We start from the raw sequence: 16,324 nt of genomic DNA, 5'->3' as shown, positions 1-16,324 counted from the left end.
CACGCTGAGTTAAAAAGATCTGCATTAACACAAGGCAGCCAGTCAGACCTGAACAGGTACTGACTGGCTCTGAGGCGTGACTACGGGCGGTAGACTTTCACGTTTTTAAAGCCCTGTTCATGCAGATAAAGCGCCTGCAGACGGCTCATCACACCACGATCGCAGTAGAGCAACCAGGTCCGGTTCTGATCGAGATTGCCAAATTGCGTACTGAGTTTGTAGAACGGCAGCGATTTCACTTCCGTCGCTTTCAACTGCAGCGGTTTCTCTTCCTGCTCGTCGATAGCCCGGATATCCAGCACGACATCATTCTCGCTCAGCAGGGCGACGGTCTCAACTTCCACCACCTCCTCTTCTGTCTGCTCAGCGATGGTACGGATATCGACGTTGGTCGCTTCTTCGATGACCCGATCCAGAATCGTGAAGTCGAAATTCTGCTCTTCAGCCTCGATCTTCTCTTTCACCGCTTTCACGGTCGGGCTTTTTGAGATCACCCCGCAATATTCCGGCATGGTGCTGGCGAAATCTTCGGTGCCAATCTCACGGGCAATTCTGATGATGTGCTCTTTGTCATGAGAGATCAGCGGACGCAGAATCAGCGTATCGGACGCATTATCAATCAGACGCAGGTTGGTCAGCGTCTGGCTCGACACCTGCCCCACCGCTTCACCGGTGACCAGCGCCTGCACACCATAGCGCTCAGCAATTGTCGAGGCGGCACGCACCATCATGCGCTTCAGCACCACGCCCATCTGACCGTCATCCACTTTTTCGAGGATCTCACCCACTACCGGCTCAAAATTGATCGCCACGAACCGCACGCGGTGTGAGCGACCAAAACGATTCCACAGATAGTGTGCAACCTGACGGACGCCAATCTCATGGGCGGCACCGCCAAGATTAAAGAAGCAGTAATGCACGCGGCTGCCGCGACGCAGCAGCATATAGCTGGAGACACCAGAGTCAAAGCCACCGGAAATCAGCGACAGCACGTCTTCCTGCGTGCCGATGGGGAAACCACCCAGACCTTCATAGCGCGCAGTTACCAGCGTCAGACGATTCTCTTCAACTTCAAGATTCACCGTCACGTCCGGGTTTTTAAGCTGCACGCGAGCGCTTTCAATATGCTGATTGAGACCGCCACCCACATAGCGCTCCACATCCTGCGAACTGAAGCTATGCTTACCACGACGTTTAACACGCACGCAGAAGCTCTTGCCTTCAAGGCTGTCGCGATACTGCGCTAACGTCTGTTCAAAGATGTGATGAATATCGGTGTAATCACGATCTTCAACCGCTAAAACGTGATGAATCCCTGGAATGCGCGCGAGCTCATCGGGAATAATGTCCCGCAGCGCCGCGTTTTTTGACCGCACTTCAATGTGATCCCAGTGACGCACAACGGCGATTTCGTCGCTAACGGTTTTCAGGACGTTGCGGATATTGCTGGCAAGAATCTTGATAAAGCGCAAACGCACCGACGGACTCTTGATGGTGATTTCAGGAAATAACTTGATGATAAACTTCATGGCGACACAGCTTCGTTGGGCAAATAAGTGCTAAAACAGGCAGCACTTAGCTGGTAAAATCACAAAATTGCGGGCTGCAAGGCGCAACCGCATCCGAGGCGCGGGAGTATACCACCTTTGTCAGGTGACTGCTTCTTCATCAGCCGCCACATTGATTATTTTGCTAATCATAGGGTCTCAGCTACCATGACCGATTGCGAGATAATGTCCCAACCGTGAGTCGACACGAAATATGCCGAAAAAAGCCGAACAGCCAGCCAGCTTTGAAACGTCATTGCAGCAGCTGGAGCAGATTGTCAGCCGTCTGGAAAGTGGTGAACTGCCGCTGGAAGAAGCCCTGAACGAATTTGAGCGCGGCGTGCAGCTGGCGCGGACCGGCCAGCAGACGCTGCAGCAGGCTGAACAGCGGGTCCGTATTCTGCTGAACGATGATAAAGATGCCGACCTCACTGCTTTCACGCCGGAAAACAGCTAATGGATTTCGCCCGATTGCTCGACGCGTATCAGCAGCAGGTGAACGCCGCACTGACACGTTTTATAGAGCCACTTCCTTTTCAGAGTTCTCCTCTGGTGAATGCAATGCATTATGGGGCATTATTAGGTGGTAAACGCCTGCGTCCTTTTCTGGTCTATGCTACTGGCGAAATGCTCCACGCCGACCCGGCGAGTCTGGATGCCCCCGCCGCCGCGGTTGAATGCATTCATGCGTACTCTCTGATTCATGACGATCTCCCCGCAATGGACGATGATGCACTGCGTCGCGGGCAGCCAACCTGTCACATTAAATATGGCGAAGATACCGCGATTCTGGCGGGCGACGCCCTGCAGACGCTGGCCTTTTCAATTCTGGCCGACGAAGCGATGCCCGGTGTCAGCGCTGAATATCGTCTGATGATGCTCTCCGAACTGGCGAAAGCCAGCGGCGTGGCCGGCATGTGTGGCGGACAGGCGCTTGATTTAGCGGCGGAAGGCAAATCTGTCGATCTCGACCAGCTGGAGCAGATCCATCGTCATAAAACCGGCGCGCTGATCCGTTCAGCGGTGCGGTTAGGCGCATTAGCGGCGGGCGATGCTGGCCGTGAAGCCCTGCCGCTGCTCGACCGCTATGCAGAGGCTATTGGTCTCGCGTTTCAGGTGCAGGACGACATTCTGGATGTGATCGGTGACACAGCGGTGATCGGAAAACGCCAGGGTGCCGATCAACACCTGGGAAAAAGCACCTATCCTTCACTGCTAGGCCTTGAAAATGCCCGAGCTAAAGCGCGGGATTTGTATCAGGAAGCCCTTGATACGTTAGAATTGCTCGCTGCGCACTCTTATAACACTACAGCACTGCAGGCGCTGGCGAGCTTCATAATTGAACGCGACAAATAACTTCCATAATGAGTCTCTGATGAGTTTTGATATTGCTAAATACCCGACACTGGCGCTGGCAAACACGGTTCAGGAGCTGCGCGCCCTGCCGAAAGAGAAGCTGCCTGCGCTCTGTGATGAACTGCGTCAGTATCTGTTAGACAGTGTAAGCCGCTCCAGCGGCCATTTTGCGTCGGGTCTGGGCGTGGTTGAACTGACGGTCGCGCTGCATTATGTCTATAACACCCCCTTTGACCATCTGGTATGGGATGTGGGTCATCAGGCTTATCCGCATAAAATTCTGACTGGTCGCCGCGATCGCATCGGTACGATTCGTCAGAAAAATGGCGTACACCCGTTTCCATGGCGTGGCGAAAGTGAATATGACGTATTGAGCGTCGGTCACTCGTCAACCTCTATCAGTGCCGGTCTCGGCATGGCCGCAGCGGCAGAACGTGAAGGCCAGGGTCGTCGTACCGCCTGTATTATTGGCGATGGCGCCATCACCGCTGGCATGGCGTTTGAGGCGATGAATCACGCCGGTGATATTAAGCCGGACATGCTGGTGATCCTCAACGACAACGAGATGTCGATCTCCGAAAACGTCGGCGCGCTGAATAACCGCCTGGCGCAGATCCTGTCGGGTAAAACCTATGCGCGACTGCGCGAAGGCAGCAAACGTGTGCTGACCAGCCTGCCACCGATCAAAGAGCTGGTAAGACGCACCGAAGAGCATCTCAAAGGCATGGTCGTGCCGGGCACGCTGTTTGAAGAGCTGGGCTTTAATTATATCGGCCCGGTAGATGGTCACGATGTACTGACGCTGGTCAATACGCTAAGCAACATGCGCAGCCTGAAAGGGCCGCAGTTCCTGCATATCATGACGAAGAAAGGCAAAGGCTACGCTCCGGCAGAGGAAGATCCGATTGCCTGGCACGCCGTGCCTAAATTTGACCCGGCGATTGGCGAACTGCCAAAAAGTGCGGAAGGTCTGCCGAGCTACTCTAAAATCTTCGGTAACTGGCTGTGCGAAATGGCTGCCGACGATCCGAAACTGATGGCGATTACGCCAGCAATGCGTGAAGGCTCCGGCATGGTGGCCTTCTCACGCGAATTCCCGAAACAATATTTCGATGTGGCGATTGCCGAGCAGCACGCCGTGACCTTCGCTGCCGGTATGGCGATTGGCGGCTATAAACCGATTGTTGCTATCTATTCCACCTTCCTGCAGCGCGCCTACGATCAGCTGATCCATGATGTCGCCATCCAGAAACTGCCGGTCCTGTTTGCTATCGATCGCGGTGGTATTGTTGGCGCGGATGGTCAGACTCACCAGGGCGCGTTTGATCTCGCCTATCTGCGCTGCGTGCCGGATATGGTGATCATGACCCCCAGCGATGAAAATGAGTGTCGGCAGATGCTTTACACCGGCTATCACTATCAGGATGGTCCAAGTGCAGTGCGCTATCCGCGCGGCACCGGTGTCGGCACGCCACTGGCACCGCTGCAGAGCCTGCCGCTGGGTAAAGCCGTGGTGAAACGTCAGGGTGAAAAGCTGGCGATTCTGAACTTCGGCACTCTGTTGCCGGAAGCGGCCGCCACGGCAGAAGCGCTGAATGCGACCCTGGTCGACATGCGCTTTGTGAAGCCGCTGGATGAGGCGCTGATCGCCGAGCTCGCCGCTACGCACGACTCGCTGATTACGCTGGAAGAAGGCGCCATCAAAGGCGGTGCCGGCAGTGGCGTCAATGAATTTGTTATGGCGAAACGTCTGGCGGTTCCGGTGCTGAACATCGGTCTGCCGGATGAGTTCATTCCGCAGGGGACGCAGGATGAAGTGCGTCATGACTATCTGCTGGACGCGGAGGGCATTCAGCAGCAGATCGCCCGCTGGCTGGCGCAGTAACCTCCCCTCTCTGCGCTCCCCCTCGGGGAGCGCAACATCCTGCTATGCTAAGACCTTTGCCCTTTCGCAGGAGCCTCCACCATGAAAATGATTCAACTGGGTACCACCGAACTGCAGGTGTCACGTCTCTGTCTTGGCTGCATGACTTATGGCGAGCCAACGCGCGGCAACCATGCCTGGACGCTGCCGGAAGCGAGCAGCCGTCCGCTGATCCAGCAGGCGCTGAACGCGGGGATTAACTTTTTCGATACTGCCAACAGCTATTCAGATGGCAGCAGTGAAGAGATCCTGGGTCGGGCGCTGAAAGATTTTGCCCGCCGTGAAGAAATTGTGGTCGCCACCAAAGTCTATTTCCCGCTGACCAATCTGTCACAAGGGTTGTCGCGCAGGAATATCCTGCAATCCATTGATGACAGCCTGCAACGTCTCGGCATGGACTATGTCGACCTGCTACAAATTCATCGCTGGGATTATGAGACGCCGCTGGAAGAGACGCTGGAAGCGCTGCATGAGGTGGTGCAGTCTGGCAAAGCACGCTATATCGGAGCCTCGTCGATGCACACCAGTCAGTTTGCTCAGGCGTTGCAGATGCAGTCGGAACAGGGCTGGCATCGCTTTGTCAGCATGCAGGATCAGTACAACCTGATTCAGCGCGAAGAGGAGCGTGAAATGCATCCGCTCTGCCAGAAAGAGCAGATCGCCGTGCTGCCGTGGAGCCCGCTGGCGCGCGGTAAACTGACCCGCCCGTGGGGGGAAAATACCGCGCGTTCCGCTTCTGACAAAGTGATGGCGTCGCTCTATGACAATACCGAAGAGAATGATGCCGTGATTGCAGAGCGGCTGGCGCAGGTGGCGGAAGGTAAAGGTGTGACGCGGGCGCAGGTGGCTCTGGCCTGGCTGCTGAGCAAGCCTGCCGTCACGGCACCGATTATTGGTGCGTCGCGTGCTGAGCAGTTTGAGGATCTGGTGAAGGCGGTGGATGTCACGCTGAGTGACGAGGAAGTTGCACTGCTGGAAGAGGTCTATCAGCCGCATCAGCCGGTAGGATTCGAATAAAATCAGAGAAGGAGACGCCCTGCCCGGGCGTCACCTTCTGCCGCAGAGTGAGGAGACCCGGCGGTTAACCCGCCAGCCAGACCCCAAAACCATACAGCATGGCCGCGGAAATCACCCCGGCAATAATGTCGTCAACCATAATGCCCATGCCGCCATGCACATTGCGATCAAACCAGCGAATCGGCCACGGCTTCCACATATCAAGGATTCGGAACAGCACAAAGCCACCCAGAACCCACTGCCAGCTGTTGACCGGAATCGCCATCAGCGTAATCCACATGCCGATAAACTCATCCCAGACAATGCTGCCGTGATCGTGTACGCCCATATCTTTGGCGGTGCGATGGCAGAGATAGACGCCGACGCAGATACCCACCAGCACCACCAGCGAATAGAGATCCTGCGGCAGATGGGTCATCAGCCACCAGAACGGAATCGCCGCCAGCGATCCCATGGTGCCCGGCACGACCGGGCTTAATCCGCTGCCGAAACCGGTCGCCAGCAGATGCCAGGGATTGCTCATCCGCAGGCGACTCTTCGCTACGTCGTTATTTAGCATCAAAGTGATCAAACCCTTTATGACGGAATGTAGCGGGCTTGCCATTATCCAGCAGCGTTAAGCCTTCCGATTCCGGTGCCATCTGTCCGATGCAGGTATAGGGCACGCCCAGGTGACCCAGCGCCACATCGAGCGCGCCGCGATTGACCTCAGGCACCGTGAAGCAGAGTTCGTAATCTTCTCCGCCACTCAGCGCCCAGCGCAATACCTGCTCAGGGTCGAAATGGTCGCGCAGCGCAGCAGAAAGAGGCAACGCATCGAGGTTAAGCCGTGCACCGCAGCCGCTGGCTTTCAGCACATGCCCGAGATCGGAAATCAGGCCGTCGGAAAGATCCACCGCTGAGGAGGCCAGCGAACGCAGTGCCTGACCCTGCAGAATGCGTGGCATAGGACGCAGATGGCGTTTAATCAACGTTTCATGCACCGCCGGATCGCTGATGCGACAGTGATGCTGCAGCAGCGCCAGGCCCGCTGCGCTGTCACCCAGCGTACCGGTCACGTAAATCCAGTCACCCGGCTTTGCGCCTGAACGTTTCAGGGCGCGGCCCTGCGGCACCAGACCGTGAATCGCCAGCGTCAGGCTCAGCGGGCCACGGGTGGTGTCGCCGCCCACCAGTTGCATGTCGTAGTATTCCAGCAGTTCAAACAGGCTTTCGCTAAAAGCAGAGAGCCAGTTCTCATCGACCTGCGGCAGCGTTAAGGCCAGCGTCAGCCACGCAGGATCGGCGCCCATGGCAGCAAGGTCGCTGAGATTCACAGCCAGGGCTTTGTAACCCAGATCGGCAGGATGGATATCCCGTAAGAAGTGCACACCCGCGACCAGGGTATCGGTGCTGATCGCCAGCGTCTGTTTTTCCGGCACGCTAAGTAACGCACAATCGTCACCGATGCCGAGTTCGACATCACGGCGGCTGCGTGTTCTGCGGTTGAAGTAGCGTGCGATGAGTTCAAATTCACCACAAGACATAATTGCGTTCCGCTTAACTCTTAATGAAAAAAGGCCGGCAAGCCGGCCTTTTTGTTTATTTGCGATTGGGTCGAATTTGTGGACCGGCTTTATCCAGCACGCCGTTAACAAATTTATGACTGTCTTCGGCACCGAAGACTTTCGCCAGCTCAATCCCTTCGTTGATGGCCACTTTATAAGGCACATCATTACGTTTGCTCAGCTCGTACAGCGAGATGCGCAGGATAGCTTTTTCTACCTGGCCCAGCTCTTCGAGCTGACGCGACAGATAGGGCTTCATCAGTCCATCCAGATACGCACTGTTGGTCGCCACACCGGACAGCAGTTCGCGGAAGTAGGTAATGTCGACGTCTTTGACGTCCTGTTCCGCCAGAAACTGGTATTCCACATCGGCAATGTCGTTATTCGACAACTGCCAGGAGTAAAGCGCCTGAACAGCGCACTCACGGGCGCGACGACGAGCAGCAGGTTTCACAAAATTCCCCTTACAAAAATCAGGCTTTAATGGCTTTCAATACGTTGATCATTTCGAGCGCAGTCAGAGCCGCTTCAGCACCTTTGTTACCCGCTTTGGTGCCGGCACGCTCAATGGCCTGCTCGATGCTTTCAGTGGTCAGCACGCCAAACGCGACAGGAATCTCGCTGTTCATGGCAACGCTGGCGATACCGGAGCTGGCTTCACCCGCCACATATTCGAAGTGCGCAGTGCCACCACGAATAACCGTACCGAGTGCGATAATCGCATCATATTTGCCGGTGTTGGCCAGCGCACGTGCTGCCAGAGGCAGTTCGTATGCACCAGGCACCCAGACTACGGTGATATTGTCATCTTTGACCTGGCCGATACGTTTCAGGGCATCAACTGCGCCATCCAGCAGGCTGTCATTAATGAAGTTGTTAAAACGCGCGATAACGATGGCAACATTGGCCTCAGGCGTTGCAACAGCAGCTTCGATAACTTTCATACTTATCCTTTCAGGGGTTTGGTTGGCCCCGCGCAGGGGGGCGGATTCTATCATACTCTTGGGCGGCGTGCTCTCGCTTTTCCGACCGTGTTATTGTGGTGTCAGGGTCAGGCGTAAATCGTCACCGACCTGCCGGACATCACTGAAACGGAAGGCAGGTGCGTCAGCCAGCTGGCTCAGTCCCGGCAACTGACACAGCCCGCGTCCTTCATGACCTAACAGCTTAGGGGCCAGATAAACAATCAGTTCATCGACCAGTCCGGCCTGCAACAGGGCACCGGCCAGCGTGGCGCCTGCTTCAACCCAGACGCTGTTAATCTGCCGCCGTCCCAGCATCATCATCATCGCCACCAGGTCCAGCTGCTGTTCGCGCAGCGGAACAGCAATTTGCGTCACGTCAGCGGGCCAGCTCTGCTGATCGGGCTGATGACGCATCAGCCAGGTTTCGCCCGGCTGCGAAATCAGCCGATGCTGCGGCGTCACGCGATTCTGGCTGTCGATAATCACCCGCACCGGCTGACGCAGTTGTTGCTCATCGAGCAGTGCCTGGCTCTCTGCATTGAGTTCAGACCAGCGTACCGTCAGGGAAGGATCGTCCGCCAGCACAGTGGCGCTGCTGCTGAGAATGGCGGCGCTTTGCGCACGCAGGCGCTGCACATCCCGACGGGCGGCCGCAGATGTAATCCACTGGCTTTCGCCGCTGGCCATTGCCGTTCGGCCATCCAGTGACGCCCCCAGCTTGAGCTGAATCCAGGGAAAGCCGGTGCGCATCCGCTTAAGGAAGCCGCGATTCAGCGCTTCCGCTTCCGGCATCATCAGACCGTGGCTGACGTCAATGCCCGCCTGATGCAGACGGTGCAGTCCGCGACCCGCCACCTGCGGATTTGGATCCTGCATCGCGACCACGACACGGGTAACGCCAGCGGCGATCAGCGCATCACAGCAGGGTGGCGTACGGCCATGATGGCTGCAGGGCTCCAGCGTGACATAGGCGGTTGCGCCACGCGCTTTCTCGCCCGCCATGCGCAGGGCGTGGACTTCAGCATGCGGTTCACCGGCGCGCTGATGCCAGCCCTCACCGACCACCTCGCCATCGCGCACAATCACGCAGCCCACATTGGGGTTCGGCATCGTCGTAAATCGGCCGCGTCGCGCCAGTTCCAGCGCACGCGCCATGTAAAGTTCATCCATGGTTTAATCCTGTAACCGGGCGATCTCTTCGCCAAAATCACGAATGTCTTCAAAGCTGCGGTAAACCGAGGCAAAGCGGATGTAGGCGACTTTATCGAGCTTCTTCAGCTCATCCATCACCAGATTGCCAATCAGCTTACTGGGGATCTCGCGTTCGCCGGTGGCGCGCAGCTGGGTTTTAATATGGTTTACGGCGCTTTCAACCGCATCGGCACTGACCGGACGCTTCTCAAGCGCTTTCATCATCCCGCTGGCCATTTTGTCTTCATTAAAGGGTTCGCGCACGTCATTGCTTTTCACCACGCGTGGCATCACCAGTTCCGCCACCTCGAAGGTGGTAAAACGCTCATGACACATCAGACACTGGCGGCGGCGGCGCACCGAGGAGCCTTCACTAACCAGACGAGAATCAATCACTTTGGTGTCCACAGCGGAGCAGAATGGGCAATGCATGACGTTTCCTGACGCGAGAGAGATGGGCCAGACAGTGTAGCGCGAACTGCGAATCAACAAAATCTCTTCCGTGCCTTTCCTGTGCCACCACGCACAGCATAAATGATGTTAAATATCAGCGACGGCAAAAGGGTCTACGCTTATAGTGCCGAAAGACGGCGTAGTTCCACTAACACACTGGAGGTTGTATGGGTCTGTTTAATTTTGTGAAAGAAGCTGGCGAAAAATTATGGGATGCCGTGAATGGCGGCGATGACCAGAATAAAAAGCTGCAGGATCACATCAACAAGCTCGGTTTACCCGACAGCGACAAAGTGGATGTGAAGGTCAACGGCGATACCGTGACCGTGACGGGTGATGGCCTTTCACAGGAGCTGAAAGAGAAGATTCTGATCGCTGCCGGTAACGTTGCAGGCATCACCAAAGTCGAAGATAAGGTCACCGTGACAGACAGCGCGGCCGAGTCAGAACTTTACACCGTGAAAAAAGGCGACACGCTGAGCGCAATTTCCAAACAGGTTTATGGAAATGCCAACGAATACAACAAGATTTTCGAAGCGAATAAGCCAATGCTCTCTCATCCTGATAAGATCTATCCTGGCCAGGTTTTACGTATTCCAAAATAACGGACAAGGATAACTTATGAGCAGGATGGTTTGGGTTCCGGTGGCGCTCTCTCTGGTGACGCTGAGCGGTTGCAGCAGTAGCGCCAGCAATCCGCAGGTCAGAGAGCTGCATCAGGAAGTGAGTCAGCTTAATCAACAGATGCAGCACCTGACCACGCAGGCCAGCGCGCTGGAGATTCAGGGGCAGCTAAACAGCCATTCGCAGCAAGGCGCATGGCTGGTCCCGCAGGCGAACACGCCGGTGGCGCTGCAAACCCAGCTCGGCACACTGCGATTGACGCTCTCGCCTGTCACCGCTGAAGCCAGCGGCTCGCGGGCAACCCTCACGGTACGTTCAATGGACGATCGCCCCTTGCCCGCCCTGCACGCTACGGTGATCTGGGGCGAACTCGATCCGGCGACCGGTAAGCCGCTGAGTAACGACGGTCTGAGTCAGACAGTCGCGGTGTCTGCCTCGCTGCTGCCGCAGCATTCGGTGAGCATCCCGCTGCGCCTCAGCGGCCTGACACCGGAGCAGTTAGGCTATATTCGCGTGCATAACGTCACGGGCGATGAACCCCCCCAGACCTCCCCTGCTGCACCCTGATAAGCGGTGCAAAAAAACGGGCAGCCCCAGGGCTGCCCGTTTTTATTTCTCTGCGGCGATTAAGGCAGGATAGAAGGCTGATCGGCGCCCTCTTTCTCGACTTTCTGCACCAGCATATGTTCACGCTTCATGCCCAGCTTCAGCGCCAGCGCCGAAGAGACATAAATCGATGAAATCGTACCAATCGTCACACCAATCAGCATGGTCAGTGAGAAGCCTTTCAGCAGCGCACCACCAAACACGAAGAGGATGAGGATCATCGCCAGCGTAGTCAGCGAGGTAATCAGCGTACGGCTTAACGTCTGGGTCAGTGACACGTTAGTAATATCGTAAGAGCTGCCGCGACGGATCTTGCGGAAGTTTTCACGAATACGGTCCGACACCACGATTTTATCGTTGAGCGAGTAGCCAATCACCGACATCAGCGAGGCAACAATCGTCAGGTCGATTTCAATGCGGAACAGCGCCAGCAGGCCGCAGGTGATGATCACGTCATGCGCCAGCGCCAGCACGGTACCCAGCGCCAGACGCCACTCAAAGCGAAAACCGATGTAGATCAGAATCGCAATCAGCGCGGACAACAGCGCCATCGCACCCGCCTGCGCCAGGTCGCTGCCCACACTCGGACCCACGAACTCAATGCGCTTAACGGTGGCGTTTTGCTGGGTAGTCTGGTTAATCACCGACACCACTTTATTGCCTAGCTCGGTACCCGCCGGGCCGGTAACCGGTGCCATACGCACCATGACGTCACGGCTGCTGCCAAAGTTCTGCACCAGCGGCTCGTCAAAGCCCGCTTTCACCAGATCGCCACGCAGGACTTCAAGATCGGCCGGTTTTTCCAGCGCGATCTCAATCACCGTACCACCGGTGAAATCGAGTCCCCAGTTAAAACCACGCACACCCACGATAGCAATCGCGGCGAGAATCAGCAGTCCCGAAATGATGAAGGCCAGCTTATCCCAGCGCATAAAGTCGACGACTTTACGCCCGTGGTTCAACTGCTCAATGTTATATTCCTGTGCCACAACGCACTCCTCAGATAGACAGCTTGTTGATGCGTTTGCCACCGTAAACCAGGTTAACAATGGCACGGGTACCGACGATCGCGGTGAACATTGAGGTCGCGATACCAATTGCGGTGGTAATCGCAAAGCCTTTGATCGAACCGGTGCCGACCGCGTAAAGAATGATTACTTTGATCAGGGTGGTCACGTTCGCATCAACAATACTGGAGAAGGCGCCTTTATAGCCCTCATGTATCGCCTGCTGAACCGAGCGTCCGTTTCGCAGCTCTTCTTTGATACGTTCGTTAATCAGTACGTTCGCATCGACCGCTACCGCAAGGGTTAACACAATACCGGCAATCCCCGGCATGGTCAGCGTCGCGCCAGGCAGCAGTGACATAATGCCGACAATCAGCACCAGGTTCACCAGCAGTGCACTGGTCGCAATCAGGCCAAACTTTTTGTAGAACACCACCATAAACAGGATCGACGCAAGCAGACCCCAAAGGCAGGCTTCAAGCCCCTGAGTAATGTTCTGCTGACCCATGGTCGGCCCGATAGTACGCTCTTCCACAATCTGGATAGGCGCAATCAACGCACCGGCACGCAGCAGCAGCGAGAGCTGACGCGCTTCGTTCGGGTTGTTGATACCGGTGATGCGGAAGCTGTTCCCCAGACGAGACTGGATGTTGGCGACGTTAATCACCTCTTCCTGTTTCACCAGAATAGAACGGCCATTGGCATCTTTTTTACCGCTGTCTTTGTACTCCACAAACAGGGTCGCCATCGGCTTGCCGATGTTGTCCTTAGTGAAGTTCGACATGATGTTACCGCCAGCGCCATCCAGTGAAATGTTCACCTGTGGCTGGTTGTACTCATCCATGCTGGAAGTCGAGTCGGTGATATGGTCACCGGTCAGGATCACCCGCTTGTAGAGTACTACCGGCTGGCCATCACGCATGTCTTTAACTTCAGAGTCACCCGGTACACGACCACTGGCCGCTGCGGTTGGATCCACGCTGGTGTTCACCAGGCGGAATTCCAGCGTCGCCGTCGCGCCCAGAATCTCTTTGGCGCGCGCCGTATCCTGAATCCCCGGCAGCTCAACCACGATGCGATCGGAACCCTGACGCTGTACCAGCGGTTCAGCCACACCCAGCTGATTCACACGGTTACGCAGAATCGTAATGTTCTGCTGAACCGCATATTCACGCGCTTCGCTGAGACGGGCATCGCTCATGGTGGCACGCAGGGCATCGCTGCCGCTGCTGTTGATCACCAGATCCTGATGACGCGAGGTCAGCCAGGAGATCGCCGCATCGCGGCTGGCTGCGTCACGGAAACGAATTTCCACGCCGTAGTTCGCGATTTTGTTGACGGTGGTGTAAGGGATATTTTTGGTGCGCAGGTCGCTACGCAGCGTGTCAGCATTCTGCTCCTGCAGTTTGCTGAGCGCGGTGTCCATATCCACTTCCATCAGGAAGTGCACACCACCACGCAGATCGAGACCGAGCTTCATCGGTTCCGCTGACAACATCGACAGCCAGCGAGGCGTCGCGGGCGCCAGGTTCAGCGCAACAACGTAGTTTTCGCCCAGCGCTTTCATGATCGCTTCACGGGCGCGTAACTGCACATCCGTATTATTGAAGCGTGCGGTAATCGCACCATTTTCCAGCGCAACAGATTTGCTCTGAATATTGTCTTGTTTTAATGCGGACTGAATTTGATCCAACGTCTGCTCACTGGCGGCGCTTCCGCGCGCACCAGTGATTTGAACGGCCGGATCCTCACCATACAGGTTGGGAAGCGCATAGAGCAGGCCGACGAGAATCACGACGACCAGCATTATGTACTTCCACAAAGGATAACGATTTAACACGGCAGTTCCCTTAGGGAAGAAAGAATTACAGCGCCTTGATAGTGCCTTTAGGCAGCACGGCGGCGACGAAATCACGTTTAATGACGACTTCATTGGTGTCATTCAGCGCGATAGCTACGTAGCCCGTGTCAGAGACTTTTGTTACGCGGCCTACAAGGCCACCGCTGGTCAGCACTTCATCACCCTTAGAGATAGAATCCATCAGCTTCTTGTGCTCTTTCGCACGTTTCTGCTGCGGACGCAGGATCATGAAATAGAAAATCAGACCAAACACCACCAGCATGATCACCAGAGAATACGGACTTCCCTGAGACGGTGCGCCTGCTGCGGCCACGGCGTCAGAAATGAAAAAGCTCATTAAATTTCCCTCATTGATGAATTATCAGACGTTAAAGGCGGAACTTCTTTGCCCGTCCGTTGGTAGAACTCGTTTACAAAGCGCTCTAATTTACCCTCTTCGATGGCCTGGCGTAAACCTGCCATCAGACGCTGGTAATAGCGCAAATTGTGGATAGTATTCAGACGTGCGCCCAGTATTTCGTTACAACGGTCGAGATGATACAAGTAGGCGCGGCTATAATTGCGACAGGTGTAACAATCACACTCCGCATCCAGTGGCGCAGTGTCATCTTTATATCTGGCGTTGCGGATTTTCACCACACCCTCAGTCACAAACAGATGACCATTTCGGGCATTACGGGTCGGCATTACGCAGTCAAACATGTCGACGCCGCGACGGACGCCCTCAACCAGATCTTCTGGCTTGCCGACACCCATCAGATAACGCGGTTTATCCTGCGGAAGCTGCGGACAGACGTGCTCAAGAATACGGTGCATGTCCTGCTTAGGCTCACCCACCGCCAGGCCGCCCACAGCGTACCCATCAAAGCCAATCTCTACCAGACCTTTCACCGAGACATCTCGTAAATCTTCGTAAACCGAGCCCTGAATAATGCCAAATAGCGCATTTTTATTGCCCAGGCTGTCGAAACGGTCACGACTGCGTTGCGCCCAGCGCAGCGACATCTCCATCGAGCGTTTGGCGTAGTCCCAGTCTGCCGGATAGGGCGTACATTCATCGAAAATCATCACGATGTCGGAACCGAGGTCATACTGAATCTCCATCGATTTTTCCGGATCGAGGAAGATCGGGTCGCCGTTGATCGGGTTACGGAAATGCACGCCCGCTTCGGTAATTTTACGGATGTCGCCCAGGCTGAAGACCTGGAAGCCGCCGGAGTCAGTCAGGATCGGCCCTTTCCACTGCATAAAGTCATGCAGATCGCCATGCAGTTTCATGATCTCCTGGCCCGGACGCAGCCAGAGATGGAAGGTATTGCCCAGAATGATCTGCGCGCCGGTCTCCTGCACTTCTTCCGGCGTCATGCCCTTAACGGTGCCATAGGTGCCAACAGGCATAAACGCAGGGGTTTCCACCACGCCGCGATCAAAAATCAGACGGCCACGGCGTGCGCGCCCGTCTGTGGTATCAAGTTCAAATTTCACAAAGCCTCCATCGGAGAAACAGTCCGATGATTTATTAAAAGTGGCGCATCATAACAACCGCGCAAGCCGCTACACAAGCCAGCCAGCAAGTTAGCGATCGTAATTCTCTGCAGTTTTTTGCGGGATTGTGTCATTTTTCTGGCACAATTTTGGCACACCTTTATATAGAAGGTCGGAGCGGTTCATAAACGGACACCACCTCCGCCGTAATCTTCCCCAGCACAATGATGCCTTCCATGCCCTCTCCGTCGATCGTCTCTCCGCCAGAGGTGATAATCCCAGTTGTGAACAATCTGCCCAGTTGCGGGTACTCGCCTATCTGGAATGCGATTTTGTCGCCCGGTGCTGGCTTCAGAGATTTGTCCGCCAGCACGAACCCGTCGGGCGTCTCAATCAGGATCATGTTGTTGCGGTGAGGCATCAGTACATCGTTCAGGTCAATGCGCCGCTCGATGTAATCGGTCGCAGGTGATGGAAATCCCATAATTACCTCACGTATCCCATGTTGCGTAACGACCAGGTCTTATTGTCGCTTTCCTCTGTGACCAGCTCGAAGAAGAAATTCTGGTAACGGCGAATCCACCGGTTGCACTCTGCCAGCGTCCACACGTGATTAACGTCATCCAGACGCTTCTGGAACGCCGCAGTGGTGACAATCTGCCGACCTCTGCTGTCCTTCGTGATCGCGCCCACAAAAGCCGCGTGTATGTCACTCTCTCTCGCCATGATAAATCCTCCTCT

The 16,324-nt window shown here is 55.6% G+C and carries 19 protein-coding genes; 6 read left to right on the top strand and 13 right to left on the bottom strand.

The window, feature by feature from the left end; all coding sequences use genetic code 11:
• Nucleotides 1-80 precede the first annotated feature (80 nt).
• Nucleotides 81-1,529, bottom strand: coding sequence for a tRNA uracil 4-sulfurtransferase ThiI (thiI, locus tag AC0T7J_RS23560; protein ID WP_473797833.1), 1,449 nt, complete (start codon nt 1,527-1,529; stop codon nt 81-83).
• Nucleotides 1,530-1,761: 232 nt separating this feature from the next.
• On the opposite strand from thiI, the gene xseB reads away from it, so the two are divergent.
• The 4 genes from xseB (at nt 1,762) to AC0T7J_RS23540 (ending at nt 5,844) form a co-directional block, all read left to right on the top strand.
• The gene (xseB, locus tag AC0T7J_RS23555; RefSeq protein ID WP_010255382.1) at nt 1,762-2,004 is read left to right on the top strand and encodes an exodeoxyribonuclease VII small subunit; all 243 of its coding nucleotides are present in this window, start codon (nt 1,762-1,764) and stop codon (nt 2,002-2,004) included.
• Nucleotides 2,004-2,903 (top strand): (2E,6E)-farnesyl diphosphate synthase, encoded by a 900-nt coding sequence (ispA, locus tag AC0T7J_RS23550; protein WP_473797828.1) that lies wholly within the window; start codon nt 2,004-2,006, stop codon nt 2,901-2,903. Before xseB ends, ispA begins: the two co-directional genes overlap by 1 nt.
• A 19-nt stretch (nt 2,904-2,922) precedes the next feature.
• On the top strand, nt 2,923-4,788 hold the full coding sequence (gene dxs / locus AC0T7J_RS23545) for a 1-deoxy-D-xylulose-5-phosphate synthase (RefSeq protein ID WP_010671199.1): 1,866 nt from the start codon (nt 2,923-2,925) through the stop codon (nt 4,786-4,788).
• Nucleotides 4,789-4,869: 81 nt separating this feature from the next.
• The gene (locus AC0T7J_RS23540) at nt 4,870-5,844 is read left to right on the top strand and encodes an aldo/keto reductase (RefSeq protein ID WP_473797825.1); all 975 of its coding nucleotides are present in this window, start codon (nt 4,870-4,872) and stop codon (nt 5,842-5,844) included.
• 64 nt (nt 5,845-5,908) lie between these two features.
• Here AC0T7J_RS23540 and pgpA read toward each other — a convergent pair whose 3' ends face one another.
• The 6 genes from pgpA to nrdR all read right to left on the bottom strand — a co-directional run bounded on the left by pgpA (nt 5,909) and on the right by nrdR (nt 9,979).
• Nucleotides 5,909-6,403: a phosphatidylglycerophosphatase A gene (pgpA, locus tag AC0T7J_RS23535; protein WP_033785423.1), complete on the bottom strand. Its 495-nt coding sequence runs from the start codon at nt 6,401-6,403 to the stop codon at nt 5,909-5,911.
• Entirely contained in the window at nt 6,393-7,370 is a 978-nt protein-coding gene (gene thiL / locus AC0T7J_RS23530; RefSeq protein WP_473797822.1) for a thiamine-phosphate kinase, read from the bottom strand. The genes pgpA and thiL overlap by 11 nt, the downstream gene beginning before the upstream one ends.
• Before the next feature lie 55 nt (nt 7,371-7,425).
• Nucleotides 7,426-7,845: a transcription antitermination factor NusB gene (nusB, locus tag AC0T7J_RS23525; protein ID WP_010255372.1), complete on the bottom strand. Its 420-nt coding sequence runs from the start codon at nt 7,843-7,845 to the stop codon at nt 7,426-7,428.
• 19 nt (nt 7,846-7,864) lie between these two features.
• On the bottom strand, nt 7,865-8,335 hold the full coding sequence (gene ribH / locus AC0T7J_RS23520) for a 6,7-dimethyl-8-ribityllumazine synthase (protein WP_010255369.1): 471 nt from the start codon (nt 8,333-8,335) through the stop codon (nt 7,865-7,867).
• Between the two features lie 90 nt (nt 8,336-8,425).
• Nucleotides 8,426-9,526 (bottom strand): bifunctional diaminohydroxyphosphoribosylaminopyrimidine deaminase/5-amino-6-(5-phosphoribosylamino)uracil reductase RibD, encoded by a 1,101-nt coding sequence (gene ribD / locus AC0T7J_RS23515; RefSeq protein ID WP_473797817.1) that lies wholly within the window; start codon nt 9,524-9,526, stop codon nt 8,426-8,428.
• Between the two features lie 3 nt (nt 9,527-9,529).
• Nucleotides 9,530-9,979: a transcriptional regulator NrdR gene (gene nrdR / locus AC0T7J_RS23510; RefSeq protein ID WP_009091750.1), complete on the bottom strand. Its 450-nt coding sequence runs from the start codon at nt 9,977-9,979 to the stop codon at nt 9,530-9,532.
• A gap of 188 nt (nt 9,980-10,167) precedes the next feature.
• Between nrdR and lysM the strand changes: the two genes are divergently transcribed.
• Both lysM and AC0T7J_RS23500 read left to right on the top strand, forming a co-directional pair.
• Nucleotides 10,168-10,605: a peptidoglycan-binding protein LysM gene (gene lysM / locus AC0T7J_RS23505; RefSeq protein WP_010671197.1), complete on the top strand. Its 438-nt coding sequence runs from the start codon at nt 10,168-10,170 to the stop codon at nt 10,603-10,605.
• A gap of 16 nt (nt 10,606-10,621) precedes the next feature.
• Nucleotides 10,622-11,191 (top strand): SadB/YajI family lipoprotein, encoded by a 570-nt coding sequence (locus AC0T7J_RS23500; RefSeq protein ID WP_473797814.1) that lies wholly within the window; start codon nt 10,622-10,624, stop codon nt 11,189-11,191.
• Nucleotides 11,192-11,250: 59 nt separating this feature from the next.
• On the opposite strand, the gene secF is transcribed toward AC0T7J_RS23500, so the two are convergent.
• From secF to AC0T7J_RS23470, 6 genes are all read right to left on the bottom strand, one after another.
• On the bottom strand, nt 11,251-12,219 hold the full coding sequence (gene secF, locus AC0T7J_RS23495) for a protein translocase subunit SecF (protein ID WP_010255357.1): 969 nt from the start codon (nt 12,217-12,219) through the stop codon (nt 11,251-11,253).
• Nucleotides 12,220-12,229: 10 nt separating this feature from the next.
• Nucleotides 12,230-14,077, bottom strand: coding sequence for a protein translocase subunit SecD (gene secD, locus AC0T7J_RS23490; protein WP_473797811.1), 1,848 nt, complete (start codon nt 14,075-14,077; stop codon nt 12,230-12,232).
• Nucleotides 14,078-14,102: 25 nt separating this feature from the next.
• Nucleotides 14,103-14,435, bottom strand: a complete 333-nt coding sequence (gene yajC, locus AC0T7J_RS23485; RefSeq protein WP_010255353.1) for a preprotein translocase subunit YajC — start codon at nt 14,433-14,435, stop codon at nt 14,103-14,105.
• Complete coding sequence (gene tgt / locus AC0T7J_RS23480) at nt 14,435-15,583, bottom strand: tRNA guanosine(34) transglycosylase Tgt (protein ID WP_010255351.1); 1,149 nt, start codon at nt 15,581-15,583, stop codon at nt 14,435-14,437. Before tgt ends, yajC begins: the two co-directional genes overlap by 1 nt.
• A gap of 160 nt (nt 15,584-15,743) precedes the next feature.
• On the bottom strand, nt 15,744-16,067 hold the full coding sequence (locus AC0T7J_RS23475; RefSeq protein ID WP_473797809.1) for a S24/S26 family peptidase: 324 nt from the start codon (nt 16,065-16,067) through the stop codon (nt 15,744-15,746).
• A 2-nt stretch (nt 16,068-16,069) separates the two neighbouring features.
• On the bottom strand, nt 16,070-16,309 hold the full coding sequence (locus tag AC0T7J_RS23470) for a hypothetical protein (RefSeq protein WP_473797806.1): 240 nt from the start codon (nt 16,307-16,309) through the stop codon (nt 16,070-16,072).
• Nucleotides 16,310-16,324 lie beyond the last annotated feature (15 nt).

This window comes from Pantoea sp. E956-1, from assembly GCF_982223955.1.
This window is presented reverse-complemented; position numbering and strand designations above follow the sequence as displayed.

Bases quoted from the DNA above. Each gene is read 5' to 3' on its own strand.
- ribH (WP_010255369.1), bottom strand. From the start codon at position 8,335: ATGAAAGTTATCGAAGCTGCTGTTGCAACGCCTGAGGCCAATGTTGCC.
- dxs (WP_010671199.1), top strand. From the start codon at position 2,923: ATGAGTTTTGATATTGCTAAATACCCGACACTGGCGCTGGCAAACACG.
- yajC (WP_010255353.1), bottom strand. From the start codon at position 14,435: ATGAGCTTTTTCATTTCTGACGCCGTGGCCGCAGCAGGCGCACCGTCT.
- pgpA (WP_033785423.1), bottom strand. From the start codon at position 6,403: ATGCTAAATAACGACGTAGCGAAGAGTCGCCTGCGGATGAGCAATCCC.
- thiL (WP_473797822.1), bottom strand. From the start codon at position 7,370: ATGTCTTGTGGTGAATTTGAACTCATCGCACGCTACTTCAACCGCAGA.
- nrdR (WP_009091750.1), bottom strand. From the start codon at position 9,979: ATGCATTGCCCATTCTGCTCCGCTGTGGACACCAAAGTGATTGATTCT.
- ribD (WP_473797817.1), bottom strand. From the start codon at position 9,526: ATGGATGAACTTTACATGGCGCGTGCGCTGGAACTGGCGCGACGCGGC.
- xseB (WP_010255382.1), top strand. From the start codon at position 1,762: ATGCCGAAAAAAGCCGAACAGCCAGCCAGCTTTGAAACGTCATTGCAG.
- AC0T7J_RS23475 (WP_473797809.1), bottom strand. From the start codon at position 16,067: ATGGGATTTCCATCACCTGCGACCGATTACATCGAGCGGCGCATTGAC.
- AC0T7J_RS23540 (WP_473797825.1), top strand. From the start codon at position 4,870: ATGAAAATGATTCAACTGGGTACCACCGAACTGCAGGTGTCACGTCTC.
- thiI (WP_473797833.1), bottom strand. From the start codon at position 1,529: ATGAAGTTTATCATCAAGTTATTTCCTGAAATCACCATCAAGAGTCCG.
- AC0T7J_RS23470 (WP_473797806.1), bottom strand. From the start codon at position 16,309: ATGGCGAGAGAGAGTGACATACACGCGGCTTTTGTGGGCGCGATCACG.
- ispA (WP_473797828.1), top strand. From the start codon at position 2,004: ATGGATTTCGCCCGATTGCTCGACGCGTATCAGCAGCAGGTGAACGCC.
- AC0T7J_RS23500 (WP_473797814.1), top strand. From the start codon at position 10,622: ATGAGCAGGATGGTTTGGGTTCCGGTGGCGCTCTCTCTGGTGACGCTG.
- lysM (WP_010671197.1), top strand. From the start codon at position 10,168: ATGGGTCTGTTTAATTTTGTGAAAGAAGCTGGCGAAAAATTATGGGAT.